Source organism: Streptosporangium sp. H16 (assembly GCF_051918855.1).
Lineage (GTDB): Bacteria > Actinomycetota > Actinomycetes > Streptosporangiales > Streptosporangiaceae > Streptosporangium.
Map to the genome: position 1 here is coordinate 113,388 of NZ_JBPXMD010000011.1, position 25,666 is coordinate 139,053.

At 67.7% G+C, this 25,666-nt stretch carries 23 protein-coding genes and 1 tRNA gene; 12 read left to right on the plus strand and 12 right to left on the minus strand.

What is annotated here, in order from left to right; translation table 11 throughout:
* Window positions 1-202: 202 nt before the first annotated feature.
* From ACTOQ2_RS20140 to ACTOQ2_RS20155, 4 genes are all read left to right on the plus strand, one after another.
* On the plus strand, window positions 203-790 hold the full coding sequence (locus ACTOQ2_RS20140) for a calcium-binding protein (RefSeq protein ID WP_440101282.1): 588 nt from the start codon (window positions 203-205) through the stop codon (window positions 788-790).
* Window positions 791-1,241: 451 nt separating this feature from the next.
* On the plus strand, window positions 1,242-2,708 hold the full coding sequence (locus tag ACTOQ2_RS20145; RefSeq protein WP_440101284.1) for a GMC oxidoreductase: 1,467 nt from the start codon (window positions 1,242-1,244) through the stop codon (window positions 2,706-2,708).
* 219 nt (window positions 2,709-2,927) lie between these two features.
* Window positions 2,928-3,761 carry a hypothetical protein gene (locus tag ACTOQ2_RS20150; RefSeq protein WP_440101286.1) on the plus strand — a complete coding sequence of 278 codons (834 nt, stop codon included), beginning with the start codon at window positions 2,928-2,930 and terminating at the stop codon, window positions 3,759-3,761.
* Window positions 3,762-4,369: 608 nt separating this feature from the next.
* A complete protein-coding gene (locus ACTOQ2_RS20155; protein ID WP_440101288.1) occupies window positions 4,370-5,053 on the plus strand; it encodes a hypothetical protein in 684 nt (227 codons plus the stop codon).
* 82 nt (window positions 5,054-5,135) lie between these two features.
* On the opposite strand, the gene ACTOQ2_RS20160 is transcribed toward ACTOQ2_RS20155, so the two are convergent.
* A complete protein-coding gene (locus ACTOQ2_RS20160; RefSeq protein ID WP_440101290.1) occupies window positions 5,136-5,606 on the minus strand; it encodes an NUDIX domain-containing protein in 471 nt (156 codons plus the stop codon).
* The gene (locus tag ACTOQ2_RS20165; protein ID WP_440101291.1) at window positions 5,607-6,356 is read right to left on the minus strand and encodes a helix-turn-helix domain-containing protein; all 750 of its coding nucleotides are present in this window, start codon (window positions 6,354-6,356) and stop codon (window positions 5,607-5,609) included. It lies immediately after the preceding gene.
* 203 nt (window positions 6,357-6,559) lie between these two features.
* Here ACTOQ2_RS20165 and ACTOQ2_RS20170 point away from each other — a divergent pair, with 203 nt between their 5' ends.
* The 3 genes from ACTOQ2_RS20170 (at window position 6,560) to ACTOQ2_RS20180 (ending at window position 9,205) form a co-directional block, all read left to right on the plus strand.
* On the plus strand, window positions 6,560-6,889 hold the full coding sequence (locus tag ACTOQ2_RS20170; RefSeq protein WP_440101293.1) for a hypothetical protein: 330 nt from the start codon (window positions 6,560-6,562) through the stop codon (window positions 6,887-6,889).
* On the plus strand, window positions 6,886-7,173 hold the full coding sequence (locus ACTOQ2_RS20175; protein WP_440101295.1) for a hypothetical protein: 288 nt from the start codon (window positions 6,886-6,888) through the stop codon (window positions 7,171-7,173). The genes ACTOQ2_RS20170 and ACTOQ2_RS20175 overlap by 4 nt, the downstream gene beginning before the upstream one ends.
* 1,255 nt (window positions 7,174-8,428) lie before the next feature.
* Complete coding sequence (locus ACTOQ2_RS20180; protein WP_440070690.1) at window positions 8,429-9,205, plus strand: helix-turn-helix domain-containing protein; 777 nt, start codon at window positions 8,429-8,431, stop codon at window positions 9,203-9,205.
* A gap of 217 nt (window positions 9,206-9,422) precedes the next feature.
* Here ACTOQ2_RS20180 and ACTOQ2_RS20185 read toward each other — a convergent pair.
* The 10 genes from ACTOQ2_RS20185 to dnaA all read right to left on the minus strand — a co-directional run bounded on the left by ACTOQ2_RS20185 (window position 9,423) and on the right by dnaA (window position 22,630).
* A tRNA-Ile gene (locus ACTOQ2_RS20185) sits at window positions 9,423-9,496 on the minus strand.
* 142 nt (window positions 9,497-9,638) lie between these two features.
* Entirely contained in the window at window positions 9,639-10,319 is a 681-nt protein-coding gene (locus tag ACTOQ2_RS20190; RefSeq protein ID WP_440101297.1) for a DUF3566 domain-containing protein, read from the minus strand.
* A gap of 182 nt (window positions 10,320-10,501) precedes the next feature.
* Window positions 10,502-13,051, minus strand: coding sequence for a DNA gyrase subunit A (gene gyrA / locus ACTOQ2_RS20195; RefSeq protein ID WP_440101299.1), 2,550 nt, complete (start codon window positions 13,049-13,051; stop codon window positions 10,502-10,504).
* Between the two features lie 31 nt (window positions 13,052-13,082).
* On the minus strand, window positions 13,083-15,035 hold the full coding sequence (gyrB, locus tag ACTOQ2_RS20200) for a DNA topoisomerase (ATP-hydrolyzing) subunit B (RefSeq protein WP_440070687.1): 1,953 nt from the start codon (window positions 15,033-15,035) through the stop codon (window positions 13,083-13,085).
* A 298-nt stretch (window positions 15,036-15,333) separates the two neighbouring features.
* Window positions 15,334-16,029 (minus strand): DUF721 domain-containing protein, encoded by a 696-nt coding sequence (locus ACTOQ2_RS20205; protein WP_440101301.1) that lies wholly within the window; start codon window positions 16,027-16,029, stop codon window positions 15,334-15,336.
* Window positions 16,019-17,200 (minus strand): DNA replication/repair protein RecF, encoded by a 1,182-nt coding sequence (gene recF, locus ACTOQ2_RS20210; protein ID WP_440101303.1) that lies wholly within the window; start codon window positions 17,198-17,200, stop codon window positions 16,019-16,021. The genes ACTOQ2_RS20205 and recF overlap by 11 nt, the downstream gene beginning before the upstream one ends.
* Window positions 17,201-17,303: 103 nt before the next feature.
* On the minus strand, window positions 17,304-18,248 hold the full coding sequence (gnd, locus tag ACTOQ2_RS20215; protein ID WP_440101305.1) for a phosphogluconate dehydrogenase (NAD(+)-dependent, decarboxylating): 945 nt from the start codon (window positions 18,246-18,248) through the stop codon (window positions 17,304-17,306).
* Between the two features lie 31 nt (window positions 18,249-18,279).
* Complete coding sequence (locus ACTOQ2_RS20220) at window positions 18,280-19,134, minus strand: 3-keto-5-aminohexanoate cleavage protein (protein ID WP_440101307.1); 855 nt, start codon at window positions 19,132-19,134, stop codon at window positions 18,280-18,282.
* A 38-nt stretch (window positions 19,135-19,172) separates the two neighbouring features.
* Window positions 19,173-20,312, minus strand: coding sequence for a DNA polymerase III subunit beta (dnaN, locus tag ACTOQ2_RS20225; RefSeq protein ID WP_440070683.1), 1,140 nt, complete (start codon window positions 20,310-20,312; stop codon window positions 19,173-19,175).
* A gap of 575 nt (window positions 20,313-20,887) precedes the next feature.
* Window positions 20,888-22,630 (minus strand): chromosomal replication initiator protein DnaA, encoded by a 1,743-nt coding sequence (gene dnaA, locus ACTOQ2_RS20230; RefSeq protein ID WP_440101308.1) that lies wholly within the window; start codon window positions 22,628-22,630, stop codon window positions 20,888-20,890.
* A gap of 530 nt (window positions 22,631-23,160) precedes the next feature.
* Here dnaA and rpmH point away from each other — a divergent pair.
* The 5 genes from rpmH (at window position 23,161) to ACTOQ2_RS20255 (ending at window position 25,551) form a co-directional block, all read left to right on the plus strand.
* A complete protein-coding gene (gene rpmH, locus ACTOQ2_RS20235; RefSeq protein WP_329088117.1) occupies window positions 23,161-23,298 on the plus strand; it encodes a 50S ribosomal protein L34 in 138 nt (45 codons plus the stop codon).
* Between the two features lie 109 nt (window positions 23,299-23,407).
* Window positions 23,408-23,782, plus strand: a complete 375-nt coding sequence (gene rnpA, locus ACTOQ2_RS20240) for a ribonuclease P protein component (RefSeq protein ID WP_440070681.1) — start codon at window positions 23,408-23,410, stop codon at window positions 23,780-23,782.
* Complete coding sequence (gene yidD, locus ACTOQ2_RS20245; RefSeq protein ID WP_425583256.1) at window positions 23,779-24,060, plus strand: membrane protein insertion efficiency factor YidD; 282 nt, start codon at window positions 23,779-23,781, stop codon at window positions 24,058-24,060. The genes rnpA and yidD overlap by 4 nt, the downstream gene beginning before the upstream one ends.
* Window positions 24,061-24,064: 4 nt before the next feature.
* Window positions 24,065-25,012 carry a membrane protein insertase YidC gene (gene yidC / locus ACTOQ2_RS20250; protein ID WP_440101310.1) on the plus strand — a complete coding sequence of 316 codons (948 nt, stop codon included), beginning with the start codon at window positions 24,065-24,067 and terminating at the stop codon, window positions 25,010-25,012.
* 35 nt (window positions 25,013-25,047) lie between these two features.
* Window positions 25,048-25,551 carry a Jag family protein gene (locus ACTOQ2_RS20255; protein WP_344744242.1) on the plus strand — a complete coding sequence of 168 codons (504 nt, stop codon included), beginning with the start codon at window positions 25,048-25,050 and terminating at the stop codon, window positions 25,549-25,551.
* Window positions 25,552-25,666: the final 115 nt, after the last annotated feature.

The window sequence follows — 25,666 nt, forward strand, 5'->3', positions numbered from 1 at the left end:
TCGCAGACATCTTCGCCGAGCACCGGGGGCGCCCGGCCGTGGAGACGGTCTAGCTTTCAGAACTCTCCGTAAAACAGTTCTCACACCGTGCGCGCAGCGACGCGAGGTCGCGGGTGGTCACGGGATGTAATCGTCCCGGGCACAGGAGCCCGTCGGCCGGCCACCACCAGAAGTGGCCGGCGACCGAACACACGGGGGATTCATGCGTACACGGAGGAACGTCACGAAGCGTGAGGCGTCGCGGCCGGGCGTGATCCGCAGGACCGGGCTGCGGGTGCTGGCAGCGGGGATTTTGATGGCCACCCCGCCGCTGGCCTTCGCCGGGCCCGCGCTGGCCGACACCAACGTGGTCGTGACCGGAAGCCTGTTGTCCGTCAACGCGGGGAACCTGGCCGACGACATCAGCATCGACATCGACGCCGACGGCTCGCTCCTCATCAGGAACTCCACCGACACGCTCTCCACCGGAGGGACCTGCCAGAAGGTCGACGACAACACGGTCCGCTGCCCCGCCACCGGGATCACCGGCATCCAGGCCAATCTCCAGGGGGGCGCCGACACCCTGCGCAACAACACCGCCCTGTCCATGCGCGCCTTCCTGGGCGCCGGTAGGGACAGCTTCTCCGGCGGCGCGGCCCGCGACATCGTCTCCGGCCAGACCGGCGGCGACACCATGAACGGGAACGACGGCGACGACGTCCTCGAAGGCAACGCGGGCGCCGACTCCGTCGTCGGCGGAGCGGGCAGGGACTTCTGCACCGCCGAAGTCAGGGAGTCCTGCGAGAACTGACGCCTCGAACACCGGGGCGGACGGCCTCCGCATCCGTACGCCCCTCGAACATCCGCCGGGGGCGGCTGTCGCCATGACCCCCGCATGATCTGCCTGGGGCGGGCTGTCACCAGGACACCCACCTGACGCGGGGAGTCACGATGACAGACCGCCCCGAACCGTGCCTGGAGTTTCCGGTAGCCCACAGGACACAAATCACTCGCGGACGCGCGGTGGATTAACACTCCAGAAACATATAGAACTGGTTCCACCCCCCGAGTGTGAGGAAAATCACATGACCAAGAAAGGCTCAGTTGGATCCAGCCCCAAAGGCATATCACGTCGTGGATTCATAACTGGAACTGGTTCCATACTGGGAATCACGGCTCTCGCGGGTCACTCCACCACGGCCCAGGCGCAATCCGTCACCGCGGCCGCTCCGATCGCCGACGGCGCTCACGTCCCAGCCCTGGTGATCGGCACCGGCTACGGAGGCTCCGTCGCCGCCCTGCGTCTCGCCCAGGCCGGTGTCAACGTGCACATGATCGAGATGGGCATGGCCTGGGACACCCCGGGCTCCGACGGCAAGATCTTCTGCACCACGACCGCGCCGGACCACCGGTCCTACTGGCTGCGTACCAGGACCAAGGCCCCCCTCAACTACTTCCTCGGCTTCCCGATCGACAGGGACATCACCCGCTACACCGGGATCCTGGACGCCGAGGAGTTCGGCGGCATCACGGTCTACCAGGGCCGCGGCGTCGGCGGCGGGTCGCTGGTCAACGGCGGCATGGCCGTCACCCCCAAGCGCGAGAACTTCGGCGCCGTCCTCCCGTCGGTGAACGCCGACGAGATGTACGACACCTACTACCCGCGCGCCAACGCCGGACTCGGGGTCACCTCCGTCGACCCGGCCTGGTTCGACACCGCCGCCTGCTACCAGTACAGCCGGGTCGGCAGAAAGCACGCCCAGCGTTCCAGCCTCCCGTTCGTCTTCGTGCCCAACGTGTACGACTGGACCTACATGAAGCAGGAGGCGGCCGGAACCGCCACCAGGTCGGCGCTGGCCGGCGAGATCCTCTACGGCAACAACCACGGCAAGAAGTCGCTGCAGAAGACCTACATCGCCCTGGCCAAGGCCACCGGCAACGTCACCGTCTCACCGCTGCACAGGGTCACCTCGGTCGCCCCGGCGGCCGGTGGCCGCTACACGGTCGTTATCGAGCAGATCAACACCAGCGGTGATATCACAGCCACCAAGACGGTGAGCGCGGACAAGGTGTTCTTCGCCGCCGGCAGCGTCGGCACCAGCAAGCTGCTGGTCAGGCTGAAGGCCACCGGCGTGCTGCCCAACCTGAACAACGAGATCGGCAAGAACTGGGGCGACAACGGCAACGTCATGTGCGGCCGCGCCAACCACCTGTGGGACCCGACCGGCAGCCTCCAGTCGACCATTCCCTGCTCCGGCATCGACAACTGGGCCACCGGCGGCGCGTTCGCCGAGGTCGCGCCACTACCGGTCGGCATCGAGACCTTCGCCTCGTTCTACCTGTCGATCACCAGGAACCCCAACCGCGCCCAGTTCTCCTGGAACGCCGCGACGGGCAAGGTCGACCTGAACTGGCAGACCTCCTGGAAGCAACCGTCCATCGACATGGCCAAGACGATCTTCGACAAGATCAACGCCAGGGAGGGGACGATCTACCGGACCGACCTCTTCGGCGTGTACAAGATCTGGGGCGACCACCTCACGTACCACCCCCTCGGCGGCGCGGTCCTGAACAGGGCCACCGACAACTACGGCCGCCTCACCGCCTACCCCGGCCTGTACGTCATCGACGGTTCGCTGATCCCCGGCAACACCACCGTCAACCCGTTCGTCACCATCACGGCGCTCGCCGAACGGAACATCGAGAAGATCATAGCCACCGACCTGTGACGGCGGCCCGCGGAGTGGCCGGCCGCGAACCGGCACACCACAGGGCGTACAGGCCGTGGCGAACTGAACCGGTGAATCACTGGATCTCGGCGACTTCTACGCATTTTTTAATTTACCTATCGATACTTATGACGTATCCCTTACATACCAGCCCGGAAGGTTCAACAAAATCGAGTGATCATGTGAGATGGGCTCAACGATCTCCAGGAAAGAGAGCCCATGAATCTCGTGAGCATGACACAGGGCGGCCCTCTGCGACGAAGGCTGCGGGCAGTGACAGCGCTTGTCGCGGCCCTCACCCTCGGCGCGATCGTCGCGCCCGCGGCGTCGGCGGATTCGACCTCGGCCTCACCGCCGCTCCCGCCCGTCTATCCCTCCCTGAGCTCCTCCTCTCTCACGTTGCCGCACGGGTGCGAATTCGGGAAAGTCCTGTCCAGGACTCTGACCCCCATCATCAGCGCGCGCCGCGATTACCTCGACACGGCGGATCACCCGGACCTTCAGATGGTCGTCCAAGTGGCTCGCCCCGGCCGTCCCCCGCTGCTGACCGCCAAAGCGCCCTTTGAGTCCGGCACCGAAAAACGGGCCAGGTACCAGGTACCCGAAGGACTGCTCCAGGACGGGAAATACCGTTTCCGAGTGCGGGCCGAAGACGCCACCACTGGGAAATCGGCCTGGCTGCCGTGGTGCGCGTTCACGGTCCATACCGGTGAGGTGCAAAAGCCCGGCGTGCCGACCACGTTGCTGATCTCCCAGGGCCCCTACAGCCCCTTCCAGTCCTGCGACGACCCGGCAAAGGTCCCCGTCCTGCACACCACGCAGTTGGGTCAGTTCGCCGCCACCCCACCGTCGGACAATCCCAACCTCGTCGGCAGGTTCGAGATCAGCCGCGGCGAGGAGGAGCCGAGAACCGAACTGGCCTCCCTGCACCTGTCGGCGGACCTCCCGCCGGGCACGCTGTCCGAGGGCGACTACCGCTTCCGTGTGCGTGCCGAGGACGGAGCCGCCGTCTCGGACTGGTCGGTTTGGTGTGACTTTGTCGTCCTGCCGTAAATGCCGGGAAAGTGTCGCCTGACACCACGTTCAGGCCGATTCGGCCCGCTGCGGGCAAGGAGCCGGTCGGACACCTGCCCGTAGCGGTGTCCAAGGCCATCCGAGTCACCCCACGCCCACCCGGTCTCGCCTCAGGGCGATCCCGGTAGGTGGCCGGCCCGCCCGCGGCCGGGGAGCGGGCTCGCGGCGAACACCAGACCTCCGGCCAGGTAGAAGGCGGCCGGCCGAGGCAGGCTGCCCCGGCCGTGTACCAGAGCGGCGTAGTGGCCGAACAAGATCAGCCGCCCGCCAATCATGCGGGACGGAGCCGATGGACTGGTCGCACGAGACCATCGCAGTACTCGTCACAGCAAAACGCCCCGGAGCATGATCGCTCCGGGGCGTTTTCGCTGGTGGGGCTACCAGGACTTGAACCTGGGACCTCTTCCTTATCAGGCAACGCGGGAGAGGTCGGGACCATGGGCTACACCCGCTCCCACCTGCTCATGTGGTCCACGGTGATCCACCGGCGTCCGGCCTCGCCCGTGGTCGTTGTCACTCGGTTCGTCACTCATCTTGAGATTCAACCTTCACCCCGGCCTCTTTTGAAGACCTGGCATAGTGGGTCCGTGCGGACAGAGGTGAAGGACTGGCCTGAGCCGGTGTCGACGTGCTGGAACAACTGGATCGCGGTCCCCACCGGCGATCAGACGGGCGTCATGGAAGTCTTGGGCCTGTCCTCGCCCAGACCGATCACGTTCACCGAGGCCCGAGAAGTGATCGAAACCGATGCGCACGACGACCCGGATGACCGTCGTCACCTGTCGCGGGTCTTTGTCACCCCCGAAGTGGACGGTTGGACCCTGGTCATCGGAGCCTGGTGCGATCCTTGCGGCAACGAGCGTCACGAGGATGTGCTCAGGTTGTGCGAGGCGCTCAGTGCCCGCTACGGAGGGGCCCAGGCCTACTACTACGGCGAGCGAGGGGACGGCTCGGCATGGCTGGTGGCCGAGCACGGCAACGTCGTACGCCGGTACGCGGCGACCGGCGAGCTCGATGACGAACTGCTCACCCTCGGCGAGCCGCTGCCCCAGGAACAGGCACGACGCTTGGAACTAGGGCTTCCGGCCGACGGAGACCTGCAAGCCGCAAGCAGTGAACAGATCGAGGAGTGGACATGGGCCGCCTTCCACCTGGCCCCTGAGATCGCCGCCGCGTACGGCGTCAGCCCGCTCACCTTGACGCGCGAGACAAAGGTCCGGGGAACCGGCTTGCTCGCGCTGACGCCGGATGCGGCCAGCCAAGGGATCTAAGACACAAAAGGTCAGGGGCGCTGTTCGGTCATCCCAGCGCGGCACCGGTGTTTCAAAACCCCCACCCCGCTGGATTCCCGACTCAGCCGATGTACGGCGAGACAGTCCCGTCGAGAAAGTGCCCGATCCGGAGTCGCTGGGTGTCGTGCATCGACAGTTCCTCGAACTCATCGGGACTGATCCAGCGAACGTCGGTCGACTCGTCGCTGACCGCAAGTGCTCCGCCGACGACGCGGGCTGTCAGGCAGACGTTGAACTGGCGGCGTACCTCTCCGTCGCTGTAGGCGATGATGTGCCGGGCGTCGGTGTAGAGGCCGACCATCCCGGTCACCTCGACGTCGTAGCCGGTCTCCTCCTTCACCTCCCGTACGGCGGTCTGGGGCACCGACTCGGTGAGGTCCATCCCGCCGCCGGGCAACGCCCACAGCCCGTTGTCGGTGCGCCGTTGCATAAGGATGCGCCCCTTGTCGTCGACGACCACGGCGGACACCCCCACGACCAGGCTGTTCGGCTCGGGGGCGTCGGGATCGTCGTAGTACTCGGTGCGGGCCACTTATCGCTCCTCGCCGGGCAGGCGGGACTGTTTCCGCACGGCTTCGAAGCTGGTGGCGTAGGTGTCGAACAGCCCTTCATCGCGCATGTGGCGCAGGTGGTAGACCGGTGCGCCGTAGGCGTTCATACCGAAGACGTGCGCGTTGACGATCATGTGGTCGTCCCCCAGGAACAGCGAGTTGTAGAGCGTGGTGTCATGCACGCGCAGCTCGACGTTCGACGACTCCGTCAGCGGCCGGTAGTGCATGAGCGCCACCCGGCAGCGTGACTCGATGCCGTGCCCGAACAACTCCTCAGCGCCCCGGCCCCGGATGACAAGTGAGTCGGCGTCACCGAGCAGGATGCGGACACGACACCCCTCCCGCGCCTTCGACGCGAGAAGGTCGTTGAAGTCCGGCCAGGACTCGTGCAGGAAGTTCGCGGCGTAGACCAGGATGCCGATGCGCTGCTCCGCGCGCTCGAACAGGGTCCGCCACATGTCCAGGGGCGCGGAGGCGCGGGTGGGGTAGGCGGCGACCAGTTCACCGCTTCCCCGATGACGTCGTTTTCCCTGCTCGATCGCGGGCCACAGGTGGGCGAGGTCTTCCCGGAGCACGATCGCGGCCCGGTGGGCGATGCCCGGGTGTGGCGTACGGCCGGTGTTGACCCACCGTTCGGCCGTCTTGGGATCGACCCCTACCGCTTCGGCCAGTTGCCGGACGCTGATGCCCGCGTGGAGCAGCGCGGACCGTAGGCGCTCGTTAGGTGCCATGGGACGTTTATACGCCTCTAAAGACGTCCCGTCACCGTCCCCAAGTGAAGTTCCATCGTCCCTGCCCTGATCAGCATGCTTAGGGACGTATCAAGCCTCAAAAACGTCCCATCGTCGCAAGGCGGAAAGGAGGTGTGACCACCCGTTCGACCGCCTCGTCACGACCATCCGAGACCTCCCGGAGAGCGATGCCCCTCAACGCAGTGATCACAGAAGCAGCCCGTTCCTCTCATGCGGCCGAACAGCTCCGCGCCGCTCTCGCCGATCTCGGGATAACCGCCGGCGTTCACCAGGGGCACGGCGCGGCCCTGCTGAGCGTGTGGGTGGACCTGCTCGTCTGGTCCGACGGCGTCCACTTCATGTGGTGGAACGGCGAACACTCCGCCCGGACGGGCCGCAGGAAGTACGCGGCACACCCGGCGGACAACCCGGCGACGGCCGCCCGCCGAATCGCCGCCCGCTATGCCGATCTTCGTGCTGCACACCCCGCGCCTCCACTGAGAGCACCGAGGGCAGAGGCGGCGCCGTTGTGACGGTGCTGGAGACCTGCGTGAGCCCGCACCTGGGCATGGCGCAACGCGGTCATGTCCGGCTCGACTGGCACACACCCGACCAGGTCCTGGAGCGGGTGCGGCCGGTGGCGTGGACGTGCGGATGCCGGGCCACCGTGTACGAGCTGTTCCAGGGCGGTGGGCAGGGGTTCATCCGGCGCACCCTCCAACTCGACGACGGCCACCGGGTGGACGAGAGCCACCGCTGGTCGATCGCCAAAGCTCGGGCGACCTGGACGACACTGCTGTCCGGGAAAGCCCGGTAGAGACGGGCGTGGCGGCGTGTGCTTCGGAGGGACGGCGTCGCCACACCTACCAGGGGCTGCCAAGCACGGCTTCTCTGCTTGGAGCAAGAGATCAGCCGACCTGAAAACGGCTCACCCCCGAGCTCGGGGGTGAGCCGTTCCGTTCACCTACGCTGAGTGTCGTAGGAGGGCATCAGCCTCGGAGGAAACCGGCCATCCCGATGCCTCACGTGAGGTGGCCAGCCGTTTCCACTCGGAAGAGCTACGCGCTGTCTCAGCTTCGTCTATCGGAAGCTCGACGAGCAGTGGAGGTGCACCGGACTTGCAGAACGCCTCTTTTTCATCGTTCCACTCGTCATAAGAGAGACCGCAGTTGAAGCAGGCTGACGCCGTCTCCAGTTCGGGCGGCCACTCATGCTGCGCCAAAGTCATGATCATCCTGGGGGGAGGATCCTCGCGCCGACCCTGCCGACGCGAGGAACGAATGCCCTGTTGGTCGTTAAGGTGAAGAACCATGCGGATCTTCACCTCGGCGAGGGATCATGAGCCGGTTCGCGGGCATACCAGATGCCGGTGCGACTTTGTGAGCTCACGACAGATGATGGTTCTGACCAGGAACGCGGCCGACGTGGCGTCGACGGATATCGCTCGTTCGCGGCATCCAGCGGGACCCAGGGGATAGAGAAGGCCCGCAACAGATCGATATCGACGCACACTTTGTCGCCGATCCGGCGGACGGGTCGCTAGGGGCCGCAGATATAGTTCACGACAGTCCCCTCTCGCTAGATGTGGAAGTCGGCCCGCAGTCGCGGGCAGGGCGGGGCGTCGGCCTGGCAGGGTCCGAGAGCGGCAATCTCTCGGAGGTCCCCCGCCGGGCCGTCCCCGTATTCGGGCACGACCGTTCCGGCACTGAGGTCATCAGACCCCTGCTCGGCCAGGTCCCGACCAGCGTACACCCACCGAGATGGATACGTTCGCCCCGCTATGTTCCGTCCACGCAACAGCGATCCCGTACGCCTCTGCGTGGTGGGGCCACGCCCTCCCGGACGCCGGAAACTCCCCCCACCCCCCTTGTCGCGGCACGTCAGGCGAACCTTGACGGGAATGCCGCCTTGAGTACCCCCTACGAAGATCCGGCATTCAAAGTCATGGATGATGGACAGAGATGTGCGTACTTGCCCAGAAAACACCATGGATCTGCATGATCTTTTATTGCGCAGATGCAACATGATAGCTATGGTGCGATTGCGCGTTTGGAAAGGGTGCGGGAGTATACGTGAGGTCCGACAACAAAGCTGGCGAAACCTCTTTCTCGGTCTGGCTATCACAGATGGCCAAGGCCAGGGGCTATCCCACCGACGCATCGCTCGCGGACGCTTTGAGCATCAGCCCATCTACGATCTTAAGGTGGCGGCGCGGGAGCAAGCCCTCGGTCACACACCTTCTAAGCCTGAGCAACACGCTCGGCGTCCACCTGGAAGGGCTGTTGGTTCTGGCTGGTCACGCTGATGCGAAGGCCCTGAGTTCGAAGGCTGACCTGCCGTCGCCACCATCAGCGATCACCGAGACCGTTCGGCGCATCATGAACTCCTCCCTCAGTGAGCACTCCAAAGAGGCGCTGGACCGATATTGGCAGGCCCGCCTCAACGAGGAACGCATCCGGTTGTACGAGCTGATCCGCATGCTGGAGGACGCCGAACAGGGCAAGATCGATGTTGTTGACGACCTTTCCAAGGTTTTGGCCCTTGCCTCTCAACCAGGTCTACCTCGGCACCTGGTAGATCTGGTTAGGGAGGTTACCGACATCTTGGAAGCCAATAAACCCAGGAAGCGGCGACGTCGAGCGTCACCGGGGGAGATCCATTTCACCCTGAGAGCTACGCGGTCAGGTCGCGTCCTTCTTGAGCTGTTGACCCCTGACGGGGTCGCAACAGGTACTGCGGGTGAGTATGGGAGCCCGGATGAGGCACTACAGCAGCTTGAGCACAGAATCACCGCCGGACCGGACAGCATCGAGTTGGTAGCCGAGCGCCAGGATCCCGACGAGTCCTGAGCGGCCGTTACCCTTCCGCTCCGCCCCGGATACGCGAGGCGCCCGGGGCGGGCTTCCGTTCGACACCCCAGAGAAAAGTCATCCGGACATCACCTACTGCCAGTGAACCGATCTCTGTCACCTGGCCGGGGACAATCCCACTGGCGAAAGGCCAGCAAATGATCAAAAGGCCAGATCCGTAATCTTCGGATCTGGCCTTTGAGCTGTTACTTAACGGTGGGGCTACCAGGACTTGAACCTGGGACCTCTTCCTTATCAGGGAAGCGCTCTAACCGTCTGAGCTATAGCCCCTCATCACACAGACGAACGGTCTCGCATCCGTTTGGCGGAGGCGAACCCGTTCGCTCGAACAGGGAAAAGCTTACCCTGTTTCGGTGCCTGCTCGCGCCATGTCCCCGCCCTCGAAAGAGGACGAGGACACGCGACGGGCCGGCTACTCGGCCTCGCTGAAGGTGACCTCCACGCCGCCGACCAGGTCGGAGGCGACGTTGTAGATCACCGCGCCGAGGGTGGCGAGGGCGGTGATCAGCACGACGTTCACCGCGCCGATCAGGGCGGTGTAGCCGAGGATGCGGACCGGCTCGAACCAGGAGGCGATGTCGATGCCGCTGGTGGCCTTGCCGTCGGCCGTCGTCAGCTGGGTGACCGTCTGGATGATGTTCTCGAACACCCCGAGGCCGGACAGCACCATGTAGAGCACCGCGACCGCGATGAACAGCACCACGAAGCAGACCAGTGACACGACGAAGCTGAACTTCATCGCCGACCACGGCTCGACCCTGCGCAGCACCAGGTGCGCCTTGCGGGGCGACCTGGGGCCACCGACGTCCGTGGCCTTCTTGCCGGACGCCTCAGGGGCCTGGGGCGACGACAGGCTGCCGGGCGACCACGGGGCGCGGTTGTTCTGCTGTCCGGCCGGGGAACGGCCCTGCTGTCCCCCGGGCGGCGGCGCGGGCGGAGCGGCCGGGGAACGGCCCTGCTGCCCTCCCGGCGGAGGCGAAGTCTGCGGCGGAGGCGGGGTGGGCGACTGCAGCGATGGCGCCGAGGGTGGTGGAGATCCGCTTGGACGGATCCGCACCGTGGTGTCGGCCTGCTTGCCGTCCTCTGTCGTCACTTTTTTCCTGCCCTTGCGATCGTCGGATACCGATTCATCGGTTTCCGGCGCGGGCGCGCTACCGTTAACCGGTGACGAGGCCGCCTCGACGTCCTTCGTTCCAGCGGTCTTGTCCATCTTCTCCGTCGCCTGATCGCGTGTCGACGAGGTGGCGGGGCGCGATCCCGGTTTGCCCTGAGCACTCACGGATTCTCCCCTTCCCCGTTCTCGCTGGTCTCCACCTGCGACTCGGCGCTTTCCTCGGTCGCCAGGTTCTCCCCGGTCTCCAGCGCCTCCGCATTACGGGCCAGCGCCACGACGCTGTCCCCCTCCGCCAGATTCATCAGCCGAACCCCCATCGTCTGGCGGCCAGACTGCTTGATCTCCCCGGCACTCGTCCGGATAACCCCTCCGGCGGACGTGATCGCGAAAACCTCGTCCTCGGGTCTGACCATGACCGCGCCAACCAGCTTGCCACGAGCGCTGACGATCTTGGCGGTCAGGACTCCCTTTCCGCCCCTTCCCTGAAGAGGGTACTGATCCACGGGAGTGCGCTTGGCGTATCCGCCCTCGGTCGCGATGAGCACGTTGTCGCCGTCGGCGATCCGGTTCATCGCCAGGAGCTCGTCGCCGTCGAGGAAGCGCATGCCGATCACACCGCTGGTCGCCCTGCCCATCGGGCGCATGGCCTCGTCGGAGGCCGTGAAGCGAATGGACTGGGCGCCGCGCGAGACGAGGAGGAGGTCGTCGTCCTCCGACACCAGCCTGGCGGCGATCACCTCGTCATCTTCCCGCAAATTGATCGCGATGAGACCACCCGTGCGCGGCGAGTCGTACTCGGAAAGGCGCGTCTTCTTCACCAGGCCGCTGCGGGTGGCCAGCACGAGGTACGGGGCGACCTCGTAGTCGCGCAGGTCGAGGACCTCCATCACGACCTCGTCCGGCTGCATGGCCAGCAGGTTCGCCAGATGCTGCCCGCGCGCGTCGCGGCCGGAGTCGGGCAGCTCGTACGCCTTGACCCGGTAGACGCGGCCCTTGTTCGTGAAGAACAGCAACCAGTGGTGCGTCGTGGTGACGAAGAAGTGGTCGACGATGTCGTCCTGGCGCAGCTGCGCGCCCCGCACGCCCTTGCCGCCGCGCTTCTGCGCCCGGTAGAGATCCGTGTTGGTTCGCTTGGCGTAGCCGCCGCGGGTGATCGTGACGACCATGTCCTCCTCGGCGAGGAGATCCTCGATCGACATGTCGCCCTCGTAGGCGATGATCTCGGTCTTGCGCTCGTCGCCGTAGCGCGCGGTGAGCTCGGAGAGCTCGTCCTGGACGATCGTGCGCTGCCGCTCGGGCGAGGCGAGGATCGTCTGGTACTCGGTGATCTGCGCCATCAGCGAGTCGTGCTCGTCGGTGATCTGCTGGCGCTCCAGGGCGGCCAGCTTGCGCAGCTGCATGTCGAGGATGGCCTGCGCCTGGATCTCGTCGATCTCCAGCAGCGTCATCAGGCCGCCCTGCGCCGCGGACGCCGAGGGCGACCGGCGGATCAGGGCGATGACCTCGTCCATCCGCTCCAGGGCCTTGAGCAGCGCGCGCAGGATGTGCGCCCGCTCCTCGGCCTTGCGCAGCAGGTATCGGGTCCTGCGGACCACGACCTCGATCTGGTGCGCCACGTAGTGGCGGACGAACTGGTCGAGCCTGAGCGTCCGCGGCACGCCGTCGACCAGGGCCAGCATGTTGGCGCCGAAGGTGGTCTGCAGCTGGGTGTGCTTGAAGAGGTTGTTCAGCACGACCTTGGCGACCGCGTCGCGCTTGAGCACGATCACCAGGCGCTGGCCGACGCGCGAGGAGCTCTCGTCGCGGACGTCGGCGATGCCGCTGATCCTGCCGTCCTTGACCGCCTCGGCGATGGTCAGCGCGAGGTTGTCCGGGTTGACCTGGTACGGGAGCTCGGTGACGACCAGGCACTGGCGGCCCTTGGCGTCCTCCTCGACCTCGACGATCGCCCGCATGGTGATCGAGCCGCGCCCGGTGCGGTACGCGTCGTCGATGCCGCGGCGGCCGACGATCAGCGCGCCGGTGGGGAAGTCGGGCCCCTTGATCTGGGCGATCAGCGCCTCGAGGAGCTCCTCGTCGTTGGCGTCGGGGTTCTGCAGGCACCAGGCGATGCCGGCGGCCACCTCCCGCAGGTTGTGCGGCGGGATGTTGGTGGCCATGCCGACAGCGATGCCCGCCGCCCCGTTGACCAGCAGGTTGGGGAAGCGCGAGGGCAGGACGAGGGGCTCCTGGGAGCGCCCGTCGTAGTTGGGGACGAGATCGACGGTGTCCTTGTCGATGTCGCGCAGCATCTCCATCGCGATGGGCGCGAGCTTGCACTCGGTGTAGCGCATCGCCGCCGGCGGGTCGTTGCCCGGCGAGCCGAAGTTGCCCTGCCCGTCGACCAGCGTGTAGCGCAGCGACCAGGGCTGGGCCATCCGCACCACGGTGGCGTAGATCGACGTGTCGCCGTGCGGGTGGTAGGAGCCCATGACGTCGCCGACGACGCGGGAGCACTTGAAGTATCCGCGGTCGGGCCGGTAGCCGCCGTCGTACATGGCGTACAGCACGCGGCGGTGCACCGGCTTGAGGCCGTCACGGACGTCCGGCAACGCGCGCGAGACGATGACCGACATCGCGTAGTCCATGTAGCTGCGCTGCATCTCGGACTGGATGTCGACCGGCTCGACGCGGTCGGTCGGAGGGCCGGGCGGAGTGTTGACTTCCGTCACAGGTCAAGATCCTTTTCTGGTACGGCTACCGCTACACGTCGAGGAAACGGACGTCCCTGGCGTTCCTGATGATGAAGGAACGGCGGGCTTCGACGTCCTCACCCATGAGCACGCTGAACAGCTCGTCGGCCTGGGCCGCGTCGTCGAGGGTGACCTGGAGGAGAAGGCGGGTGTCGGGGTTCATGGTCGTGTCCCAGAGCTGGTTGGCGTTCATCTCGCCCAGACCCTTGAAGCGCTGCACGTTGTCGCGCGGCCGGGGGTCGGGCTTGCCCGCGTCGATGCCGGCCTGGATGACCACGTCACGCTCGCGGTCGGAGTAGGCGTAGGAGGCGTCCTCGCCCTTCCGGTCCCACTTGATCTTGTAGAGGGGCGGCTGGGAGAGGTAGACGTGCCCGGCCTCGATCAGCGGCCGCATGAAGCGGAACAGCAGGGTCAGCAGCAGCGTGGTGATGTGCTGGCCGTCGACGTCGGCGTCCGCCATCAGGATGAGCTTGTGGTAGCGGAGCTTGGCGATGTCGAACTCGTCGTGCACGCCCGTGCCCATGGCGGTGATCAGCGCCTGGACCTCGTTGTTCTGCAGGACCTTGTCGATCCGGGCCTTCTCGACGTTGAGGATCTTGCCGCGGATCGGGAGGATCGCCTGGAACTTGGAGTCGCGGCCGCCCTTGGCGGAGCCGCCCGCCGAGTCACCCTCGACGATGTACAGCTCGCACTTCTCCGGGTCGCTCCACTGGCAGTCGGCCAGCTTGCCCGGCAGCCCCGAGCCCGACTCCAGCAGCGACTTGCGCCGGGTCAGGTCGCGGGCCTGGCGGGCCGCGAGTCGGGCGCGGGAGGCCTGCAGGGACTTCGTGATGATGTCCTTGGCCTCGCCGGGGTTGCGCTCGAACCAGTCGCGCAGGTGGTCGTTGCAGGCCTTCTGGACGAACGACTTGGCCTCGGTGTTGCCCAGCTTGGTCTTGGTCTGGCCCTCGAACTGCGGGTCGGTCAGCTTCACCGAGATGATCGCGGTGAGGCCCTCGCGGATGTCCTCTCCGGCGAGGTTGTCGTCCTTGCCCTCCTTGAGGAACTTCTGCTCGCGCGCGTAGCGGTTGACGATGGACGTCAGCGCCGCGCGGAAGCCCTCCTCGTGGGTGCCGCCCTCGGCCGTGTTGATCGTGTTGGCGAAGGTGTAGACGGACTCGCTGTAGGAGTTGTTCCACTGCATCGCGATCTCGACGGCGATGCCCTCGCCCTGCTCCTCGAAATCGATCACCGAGAGGTGGGCCGGCTCCTTCTTGGAGTTGAGGTGCTTGACGAAGTCGGACAGGCCGCCCTCGTAGTGGAAGGTGGCCTCCCTGGGCTCGCCCTCGTCGCCCTCGGCGAAGTCGGGGCGCTCGTCCCTGATGGAGATCGTCAGGCCCTTGTTGAGGAAGGCCATCTCCTGGAAGCGGCGCGCGAGGGTCTCGAAGTGCCAGGTCGTGGTCTCGAAGATGGTCTCGTCGGCCCAGAAGGTGATCGAGGTGCCGGTCTCGTCGGTCTTCTCGCCCCTGGCCAGCGGGGCGGTGGGCCTGGACTCGACGTAACTCTGACGCCAGTGGTGGCCCTCGGTGCGGATCTCCACGTCGAGCTTGCTGGACAGCGCGTTGACGACGGAGACGCCCACGCCGTGCAGGCCGCCGGAGACCGCGTACGACTTGTCGTCGAACTTGCCGCCCGCGTGCAGCACGGTCAGGACGACCTCGACCGCGGGACGGTTCTCGCCGGGGACGTTCCCGACGGGGATGCCACGGCCGTTGTCGACGACCCGCACGCCGTTGTCGGCGAGCAGGGTGACCTCGATCCGGTCGGCGTGTCCGGCCAGGGCCTCGTCGACGGAGTTGTCCACGACCTCGTAGACGAGGTGGTGCAGACCGCGTTCGCCGGTGGAGCCGATGTACATGCCGGGGCGCTTACGGACCGCCTCAAGCCCTTCGAGAACGGTGATTGAGCTAGCGTCGTAGGACAAGTGCGAAATCCTCCTGCCGCGGACACGCGGCAGGGAGACAACATGTAGCCCCGCCGTGCCCGTCACCGTCGTGAATGCCCCGATGCGTTCACCCAGGGGAGCCGGCATGCGCGCCGGGGGTGACACGCAAACGGACGTGTCCGGAATTCGATTTCATTCTAGCGGCTCAGAGCACATCATGTGGCATTGACGGCCTCTGGAATGGCCTGTCGCGCGACGATCATCGCTTTGGACATCCCCCTACGGGGACGGGGTTCACCGCGTCAGAGGGGCCACTGATCCGTTTTCGAGCATCGGATCAGCCGTACGTGTCGCCCGGGCCGCGACTTCCGGTGACGCGCAGGCCGCCGCTGGAGCGGGGGCCGTTCTGCGGTCCACGAACTTTTACCTTTTGCACCGTTCCGTCCCCGAGCTCCTCATTCAATCTCCTGACGAGCGTCCTCGCCAGCATCCGCACCTGGGTGGCCCAGGCGGTGGAGTCGGCGATCACCACGACCTCGCCCTCGGCGAAGGTCTCCGGCTTGGTGTGGGCCGCCATGTCGGCGCCGACGATCTCGTGCCAGCGACCGAAAACCCCGCCGATCGCGGCGGGCTGCTCCCAGCCGCGATCGGACAGCAGGTCGGCGATGGCCCTGCCGAAGAGCTGGGGGTCGCCGGAGTCCCTGCGCGCCCCCGACGCCCTGCGCCTCGGCTCGCGGCGGGGGAGCTGTCCCCGCCTGGCGGCGTCCGACTTGGCCTGGGCCAGCTTCTCCCTGGCCAGCGCGGCCCCCTTGGCGGCCGCGCTCCTCGCCGATCCGGCGGCCGCTCCGTCCGCCCCCGTACCGCCCGTACCGTCCGGCGCGGGTGCCGTGCCGCCCGCGCCATCCGGGTCCGGCGAACGGGGGTCGGGCCCGCTCCGCTCCTGACCACCTCGCGCGGCGCCGCGCCGTCTCGGCTCCGGGGCCCGCGGTCCGGGCACCGGGCCGACCGCGCCCTCTCCACCGTCATCGGACACGGGCCACGCCCCCCTCGGTCACGTCGAAACGGCTTCCGGCCAGCTCCCCGGGCACGTCGTCGGGGACCGCGGCGGTGATCAGCACCTGCTCCGCGGGGGCGACCATCTCGGCCAGGCGGCGCCTGCGCCTGTTGTCCAGCTCGGCGAAGACGTCGTCCAGGATCAGGACCGGGTCGCCGCCGTCGGCCCTGAGCAGGTCGTAGGCGGCCAGCCTGAGCGCCAGCGCGAACGACCACGACTCGCCGTGGCTGGCGTAGCCGCGCGCCGGCAGCTCGCCCAGGCCGAGGAACAGGTCGTCGCGGTGCGGGCCGACGAGGGTGACGCCGCGTTCGAGCTCGGAGGCGCGGACCTCCAGCAGGCAGGCCCGCAGCCGCTCCGCCAGCTCGGCGCGATCGGTCCCGGCGTCCGGGGGCAGGGTGCCGCGGTATTCCAGCCCCGCGGGGGCGGAGCCGGGCGCGAGCGAGGCGTACGAGGCGGCGACCAGCGGGCGCAGCGTCTCGACCAGCTCCAGCCTGGCCGCGAGCAGCTCGGCGCCGTGCGTCGACAGGTGGGCGTCCCAGACCTCCAGGGTGCTGAGCGGGTCTCCCGCCCCCGCCTCGGCGAACGCGGCGTCGCTCTCGGCCCGCCGCGCGCTCCGGCTCCGTCCGGAGCCCCGCCTGGCCTGCGCGGCGGTGCGCAGCAGGGCGCCGCGCTGCTTGAGCACCCGGTCGTAGTCGGCGCGCACCCCCGCGAACCTGGGCGTCCTGGCCACCAGGAGGTCGTCGAGGAACCGGCGCCGCTCGGAGGGGTCGCCCTTGACCATCGCGAGGTCCTCGGGGGCGAACAGGACCGTGCGCAGCAGGCCGACGACGTCGCGGGGGCGGGAGACGGGCGAGCGGTTCAGCCTGGCCCGGTTGGCCCTGCCCGGATTGATCTCCAGCTCGATCAGCGCGCGCCGGTCGTCGCGCACCACCGACGAGCGGACGATCGCCCGCGCCGCGCCCTGCCGGACCAGCGGCCCGTCGTTGGCGACCCGGTGGCTGGCCTGCGTCGCCACGTATCCCAGCGCCTCGACCAGGTTGGTCTTTCCCATGCCGTTGGGCCCGACGAAGGCCGTGACCCCCGGCTCCATGCCGAGGTCGACGGTTTCGTAGGACCGGAAGTCGGTCAGGGAGAGATGGGCGACATGCACCCCAGGAAGATTAGTCGGCCCCGTCCGTCACCGGGGCACCCCGCGTCCGTACGGCTCGCGCCCTGTGGAAAAGGTATGGCGCGAGCCGCAGGGGGACGGGGGGTCAGCCGGCCGCCTCGACCGGCGGGGTGACGTCGGCGCCGGGGGCGTCGGCGCCCTTCTCGGCCGCGCCCGCCTTGGAGGTGACCGCGTGGCCGCCGAACTGGTTGCGCAGGGCCGCGACGACCTTCATGGCCGGCGAGTCTTCCTGGCGGGAGGCGAACCTGGCGTACAGGGCGGCGGTGATGACCGGCAGCGGGACCGCGTGCTCGACGGCGGCCTGCACCGCCCAGCGGCCCTCGCCCGAGTCCTGCGCGTAGCCCTCCAGCTCCGCCAGGGACGGGTCCTCGTCGAGCGCGCGGACCATCAGGTCGAGCAGCCAGGAACGGATGACCGTGCCCTGCCGCCAGCTCTTGAAGGAGCCGGCCACGTCGGTCACGATGTCGGAGGCCTCGAGCAGCTCCCAGCCCTCGGCGAAGGCCTGCATCATGCCGTACTCGATGCCGTTGTGGACCATCTTGGCGAAGTGGCCGGCGCCGACCGTGCCGGCGTGCACGAAACCGTCCTCGCCCTCGGGCTTGAGGGTCTCGAAGATCGGCATCACCCGCTCGACGTCGGCCTTCTCGCCGCCGACCATGAGCGCGTAGCCGTTCTGCAGCCCCCAGACTCCGCCGCTCACGCCGCAGTCGACGAAGCCGATGCCCTTGGCGGAGAGCTCGGCGCCGTGCTTCTGGTCGTCGACATAGTGCGAGTTGCCGCCGTCGACGAGGATGTCGCCGGGCGACAGCAGGCCGCCGAGCGCCTCGACCGTCGCCCGGGTCGGGTCGCCGGAGGGCACCATGACCCACACGGTGCGCGGCGCCTGGAGCCGCTCCACCAGCTCCTCGAGGCCGGAGACGTCGCTGACCGCGGGATCGCGGTCGTACCCGATGACGTCGTGGCCGCCGCGGCGCAGGCGCTCAGCCATGTTGCCGCCCATCTTGCCCAGCCCGACCATGCCGATCTGCATACGAGACCCCCTTCAGGGTTTCATCATTCACCTACGCCAGACGTGCCCGCGCAAGCCTTACCAACTCGGCGTTCCCGCCGACGGGGTCACCCACAGGGCCGTGGAGGACGTCCTCCAGGCCGATGCGCGTGGCGAGTCCAGACTGCCCCGCCTCGTCCAGGAGAATCCAGGCGGGGTCCCCTTCACCGTGGAGCAGTCGCGGACCGGGGACGCCCAGCTCGGCGAGGCGGTCCAGAACGGCGCGCGCCCGGGGGACGGCGGTTTCCGCGGGACCGCCGAGGATCTCGACGAGCACCCGCACGCATTCCAGGCCGGTCGCGGCGAGCGCGTCGGCGTCGTCCACCGACCAGACCCCGGCCTCCACCCCCACCCCGAGCCGTCGCAGATCATGCCACAGGGCCTCGAAGCCGGGTTCTGAGAGGTTCACCGAGGCGAAGTCCGGCAGCTCGCCGGGGGCGAGCGCGGCCCAGCCGCGGACGGCGTCGCGCCGCGCGTCCACATCCCCGCCGGTTATCCACAGCCCGGTGCTCACCCCCACGGGGAGGCCGGGGCAGGCCTCGTGCACGGCGCGTACGGCCGCCCCGATGTGGGCGGCGCTGAGCGACTCGCTGCCCGCCTCGTCGCGCGGATGCAGGTGAACGGCGTCCGCACCCGCCCCACGCGCCTCACGGGCCGCCTCAGCGAGCTCCAGGGGGGTCAGGGGCAGGGCCGGGTGGTCGCCGGGCCTCCTGGCGCCGTTCAGGCACGCCTTGAGCCACGTGGCCCCCTCCCGCCGCCCCGTCGCCCCGCCGCGCGTCTCCGCGCCTCCGCCCGCAGCCGTTCCCGGCGCGGGATCACTTCCGGGACCCGTCGGGGGATCCACAGCGGGCCCCGTGGTGGGGTCCACCGGGTGATCCCCCGCGCCGGGCCGTCGGGGGGCCTCCATCAGCTGGACAGGCGGATGGGCATGATCAGGTAGCGGTAGTCGGGAACACCGCCGTCGTCCGCGGGCTTGCCACCGGTGAGGATGGCGGGCTTGGTGGACGTGGTCATCTGCAGGCGGGCCACGTCGGAGTCGATCGCGCCGAGCCCCTCCAGCAGGAACTGGTGGTTGAAGGCGATGTTGATGTCGTCGCCCTCGAAGTCGACCGGGAGGACCTCGACCGCCTGCGCCTCGTCGCCGCTGCCCGCCTCCAGGACGACCTCGTCGCCGCGGAAGGCCAGCCGTACGGGCGTGTTGCGCTCGGCGACCAGGGCCACGCGCTTGACGGCCTCGACGAAGGCGGCCGTCGGCAGCTCCGCGCGGGCGGAGAACTCCGTCGGCAGCAGCGAGCGGTACTTGGGGAACTCGGGGTCGAGCAGCCGGGTGGTGGTGCGGCGCCCCGCGCTGGAGAAGCCGATCATGCCCTCACCGGTGCCGCCCGCGGAGCTCATCGCGATCTCGACCTCGGCGCCGGTGCCGCCCAGGGCCTTGGCCGTGTCGGCGAGGGTCCTGCCCGGGATCATCGCGATCGCCGAGAAGTCGGGCTGGCCCGGCTGCCACTTCAGCTCCCGTACGGCGAGGCGGTAGCGGTCGGTCGCCGCGAGCGTGACCGTGTCGCCCTCGATCTCCACGCGAACGCCGGTGAGCATCGGCAGGGTGTCGTCCTTGCCCGCGGCCACCGCGACCTGGCCGACGGCCGAGGCGAACACGTCGCTGCCCACCCGGCCGGCGGCGGGGGGCATGGTCGGCAGGGAAGGGTAGTCCTCCACAGGCATGGTCAGGAGTGTGAACCGGGCGCTGCCACAGGTGACGACCGCCTTGGCTCCCTCCACCACGAAATCCACAGGCTGTGCGGGAAGCGCCCTGGTGATCTCGGCCAGAAGCCTGCCGGAGACGAGCACCACGCCCGCCTCGCCCGTCTGCAGTTCGAGGGTCACCTCGGCGGAGACCTCGTAGTCGAAGCCCGAGAGCTTGAGCTGCCCGTTCTCCGTGACCTCAAGACGCATGCCGGCCAGCACCGGCACGGAGGGACGCGCCGGCAGGCTGCGCGCCGTCCATGCGACCGCCTCAGCGAGCACGTCTCGGTCGACCCGGAACATCACGTGGATCCGCCTCCTGTGTGTCGAGCGCCATCCGCTCGGTGCCTGGGGTTCAAGTGTTCACTGTCGCGCACCTGCGCTCCCTCGGAACCCCTCTTATGGCTCTTGGGTTTCCTAGTTAGAGATACAAGTGGCCTTCGTATTAGGGGCTGTGGATACTGTGGAAAGCCATTGTTTCCGCAGGTCAAGTGCTGTTTTTTCATCCACCGGGGCTGTGGGTGGAGACTGTGGACAACTCTTGGGGCTGGGGAGAACCTCGGAGTACACACAGGCCGTCCCCAGATTCGGTGCCCTCTGTCCCCAAGTTTTCCACGAGGTTTCCCCAGGTTATCCACGGGGTAGGAGGTCGTTTTGTCCTTGTGGAAAACTCTCCCCACAGGGCGTCCCCAGGTTATCCACGAGTTGTCCCCAGGTTGTCCCCAAGTTCTCCCCAGGGTTGTCCACATGCGCCGAACAACGTTCGGACCAGCGGGTTTCCGGATGATCATGGTTCGACGCCCCGGAACCTCCCCGGCCCCAGCGAACCGTTGATCCACAAGGTTTTCCACAGCCTGTGCATCACGGGGTGAAAAACCTCATCATCCATTGCGGGACTGCTGCTTGATCCGGGTCGTCAGCTCGTTGACCTGGTTGTAGATCGAGCGGCGCTCGGCCATCAGGGAGCGGATCTTCCGGTCGGCGTGCATGACCGTGGTGTGGTCGCGGCCGCCGAACTGCTGGCCGATCTTCGGCAGCGACATGTCGGTCAGCTCCCGGCACAGATACATGGCGATCTGGCGGGCGGTCACCAGCACCCGCGAGCGCGACCCGCCGCACAGGTCGTCGATCGACAGCCCGAAGTAGGCGGCGGTGGACGCCATGATCGTGGCGACCGTTATCTCCGAGCCCGCGTCCTCGGTGATCAGGTCCTTGAGCACGACCTCGGTGAGCTGCAGGTCCACCGACTGCCGGTTCAGGCTCGCGAACGCGGTCACCCTGATCAGGGCGCCCTCCAGCTCGCGGATGTTGGTCGAGATGCGGCTCGCGATGTATTCGAGCACCTCGGGCGGCGCGGCCAGGCCCTCCTGGATCGCCTTCTTGCGCAGGATCGCGATCCGGGTCTCCAGCTCGGGCGGCTGGACGTCGGTGATCAGACCCCACTCGAACCGGTTACGCAGCCGGTCCTCCAGCGTGACCAGCTGTTTCGGCGCCCGGTCGCTGGAGATGACGATCTGCTTGTTGGAGTTGTGCAGCGTGTTGAAGGTGTGGAAGAACTCCTCCTGCGTCTGCTCCTTGCCCTCCAGGAACTGGATGTCGTCCACCAGCAGGATGTCCACGGCCCGGTAGCGGCCCCGGAAGTTGTCGGCCTTGTGGTCGCGGATGGAGTTGATGAAGTCGTTGGTGAACTCCTCCGAGCTCACGTATCTCACCCGCGCGCCGTCATAGAGGCTCTGGGCGTAGTGGCCGATCGCGTGCAGCAGGTGGGTCTTGCCCAGGCCCGAGTCACCGTAGATGAACAGGGGGTTGTACGCCTTGGCCGGCGCCTCGGCCACCGCGACCGCCGCCGCGTGCGCGAACCGGTTGCTGGAGCCGATCACGAAGGTGTCGAAGGTGTACTTCGGGTTCAGCCGGGCCGGCTCCCCCTGCGTCCGGCTCCCGCGGCCGTCCCACCTGTTCTGCACGCCACCGGCGCCGCCCGCGGCGGGCACGGGGGGCGCGCCGCGGTCGAACGAGTCGGGCTCGGGCCGCGGCGGTGACGGCTGCGGGGTGTAGCCGCGGCCGTATCCGGGGCTCTGCTCCCCCTGCGCGGGCGTCTGCGAGGGCTCCGCGGGCAGGTACGGCTGGGGAGACTCCTCGCCCTGCTGGTACGGGTAGGAGAACGGCTGTGCCTGTGGATAGTCGGTGGACGGCTGCGCGGGCTGGTTGCCCCCTGGATAGGGGTGCTGGAGCCCGGAACCCCCGTGGTGCTGGGGCGGAGCGGGCTGTGCATAACCCTGCCGGTCCCCGCCGGCCTGTGCATAACCCGGCGGCTGGGCCTGGGGATAAGCGTCCTGGCGGGGGGTGAGTCCGGACTCGGGGCCCGCCGCGCTGGGGTCGACCATGACCGCCACCCGCATCGGGCGGCCGAACTCCTGGGAGAGCGCCTGGCTGATGAGCGGACGAAGCTTGTTCTCCAGGACATCTCTGGCGAAATCCGTGGGTGCGGCGAGCACCACGGTGTCGTTCATGAGGCCGAAGGGCCGGGTCATGTTGAGCCAGACCCGCTGCTGGGACGGGACGTTCTCGTTCAGGGAGTTCTCAAGAGCCCTCGCCCAGACCGCGCTGAGGTCCGTTCCGTCCATGGTCCGGCTCCCCTCCTCCCGACGCGGCCCGCTGGCCCACCGCGATCTGTTTATCCACAATGGTGGCCGCCGGGCGCACCGGATCTCGTCGTTGTCCACATGCCGGGAGTCCCGTGGCCCCGTCGTGGGCGCCATACGAAATCCACATCGAATCCACAGGCTGTGCACAGCCCGTTACCTGCGGTCCGACGCGTCCTCGCAGCGGAGAGAGGGTCTGGAAGGGCCGACAGTAGCCCTGTCCACAGCTGTGTACAAGACGTTGTCCACAGCCTAGTGGCGTACGGGAGGGACGGAGCGCACATCCTGTGGACGGCGAGGCGCCGGTGGATAACGTGCCTGTGGAAACGTGGATAACCTGTGTGTGCGTGCTTCGGAACACTCTCCGGTTTGACCTGGGACACGCCTGACCCGTAACGTACGACGGTCGGCTTGCCACGCGGCGGCTATTTCGCATGCCCCGCATCCGGCAAGCCAGCCACTGTCGAGCGTCCCCATGTGCTGGGGATGCGTCTTGAGCCTGGAGCCCACTCGTGAGCAAGCGTACTTTCCAGCCGAACAACCGCCGTCGTGCGAAGACCCACGGCTTCCGGCTCCGCATGCGCACCCGCGCCGGCCGCGCCATCCTTGCCGCTCGCCGTCGCAAGGGCCGCGCCGAGATCTCCGCCTGACGCATCCGTTGCGCCCGGTTCGCCGGGCCTAGGCAGTAGCGCCCGTCGCCCGCCGGCATCGCTGCCGGCGGGCGACGGGCGTACCTGCCCAGGGTCACCAAGATCTCTCGTGCTGCCGTCCGGGTCCCGCATGCGCCGGGGCGACGAGTTCGCCGGCGCGATCAGAAGGGGAAGCCGAGCAGGCCGCCCCACCCTGGTCGCGCACCTTGGCATGCGCTCTGACAGGGACACTCCCCCCCTGGTCGGATTCGTGGTGAGTCGTGCCGTAGGAGGCGCGGTCATCAGAAATCGGGTTAAACGTCAGTTGAGACACCTCATGCGAGACCGTCTCGACCGGCTTCCGAGAGGTAGCCTGCTGGTGGTACGCGCCAATCCACCGGCCGCGTCCGCGCGAAGCGAGCGCATCGCCGCCGAACTCGACGTCGCGCTGGATCGTTTACTCAGGCGGCTGGAGCCCCCCGGGGCTCGCATGGATGGGCGATGATGACGGCGCAGCAGACCGCTGGAATTTCTCCGGCTGCCAGGATCCTGATGGCTCCGATCCGGTTCTACCGGGCCTTCGTGAGTCCTCTGCTGGGTCCCCGTTGCCGCTTCCACCCCTCGTGCAGTGCCTACGGCCTCGAGGCCGTGGCCGTTCACGGCGCGCTGCGCGGCACATGGTTGACGATCCGGAGAATCGGGCGTTGCCACCCATTCCATCCCGGAGGCTTTGACCCGGTGCCCCCGCGCCCGGGCCGGTCCGACGAAACGCAAGGGAGCTAGCTCGGTGGAGCTGTCCTGGCTGAACTGGCTGTACACAGCCGTCGCCCACGTAATCACCTGGATTCACCAGGGCTACAGCACCTTCCTCCCGAAGGACAGCGGGCTCAACTGGGCGCTGACCATCATCACGCTCACCGTGCTGATGCGGCTGCTGATCTTCCCGCTCTTCCTCAAGCAGATGCGCTCGTCGAAGAAGATGCAGGAGCTGGCGCCCAAGGTCCAGGAGATCCGCAAGCGCTACAAGAACGACAAGCAGCGCATGAACCAGGAGGTCATGGCGCTGTACCAGGGGCAGGGGGCCAACCCGCTGGGTGGCTGCCTCCCGATCCTGGCGCAGTTCCCGATCTTCATCTCGATGTTCACCGTGCTGCAGGCCATGGCCGCGGGCCAGGCCAAGTTCGGGATGTCGCAGGACCTCGTCAACAGCGCCCGGGCCGCGCACATCTTCGGCGCCCCCATCCCCGCGACGTTCTTCACGAGCTCGGCCGACATCATCAAGCTGGACGCCGACCCGATCATCACCAAGGTCGTGCTCGCCATCTTCGTGGCGGTCAGCTCGCTGACGACCTTCCTCACCGTCCGGCAGAGCGTGACCCGCTCGATCGCCCAGATGCCGGACAACCCGATGGCGCAGCAGCAGAAGATCCTGATGTACGTCTCGCCGCTGTTCGCGATCTTCTCGCTGAACTTCCCCCTCGGACTGATCCTCTACTGGGTCACCACGAACGTCTGGACCCTCGGCCAGCAGCACTGGTTCTACAGCCGTAACCCCTCCCCGGTGGTCGACGCCAAGGGCAACGTCACGACTCCCGAGCCCAAGCCGAGCCTGCTGAGTAAGGTCAAGAAGACCGCCCCCGAGCCCGAGGCGCCGCCCGTGCCGGAGGCCAAGGTGATCCGACAGCAGCCCACCCGCCAGCCCCGCAGCAAGCGGACCGGTAGCAAGAAGTCCTGACGTCTCATCCCGACAGCACGAAGGAGTGGCCGGACGTGACCGAGGCCGAGGCCGAGAAGGAGCCCGCGAAGACGGCTCCCGATCTCGCCGCCCTGGAGCAGGAAGGCGAGATCGCGGCGGACTACGTCGAGGGTCTGCTCGACATCGCCGACATCGACGGTGACATCGACATGGATGTCGAAGGCGATCGCGCCGTGGTGTCGGTCGTCGACATCAAGGGCGGCGACCTGGTCGGCCCCAACGGCGAGGTGCTGGAGGCCATCCAGGAGCTGACCCGCCTCGCGGTCCACCGCCAGACGGGTGAGCGCTCGCGCCTGATGCTCGACATCGGCGGCTACCGCGACCGCCGCCGGAGCGAGCTGAGCGAGCTCGGCACCAAGATCGCGGCGGACGTCAAGCGGAACGGCGAGCCCAAGTCGCTGCAGCCGATGACCCCGTTCGAGCGGAAGATCGTGCATGACGCCGTCGCGGCGGCGGGCCTGCGGAGCGAGTCCGAGGGCGAGGAGCCCCGCCGTTTCGTGGTGGTGCTTCCCGTTTAACGCCTCTTGGCGATGGCGTGGGCCGGCAGAGGCCGCCGCCCCCGGTTCCCCGGGGACGGCGGCCTTTTTCGTGGGCCGCTCTCGTGGCCCGCTTTGTGGGACCTTTTCGTGGGCC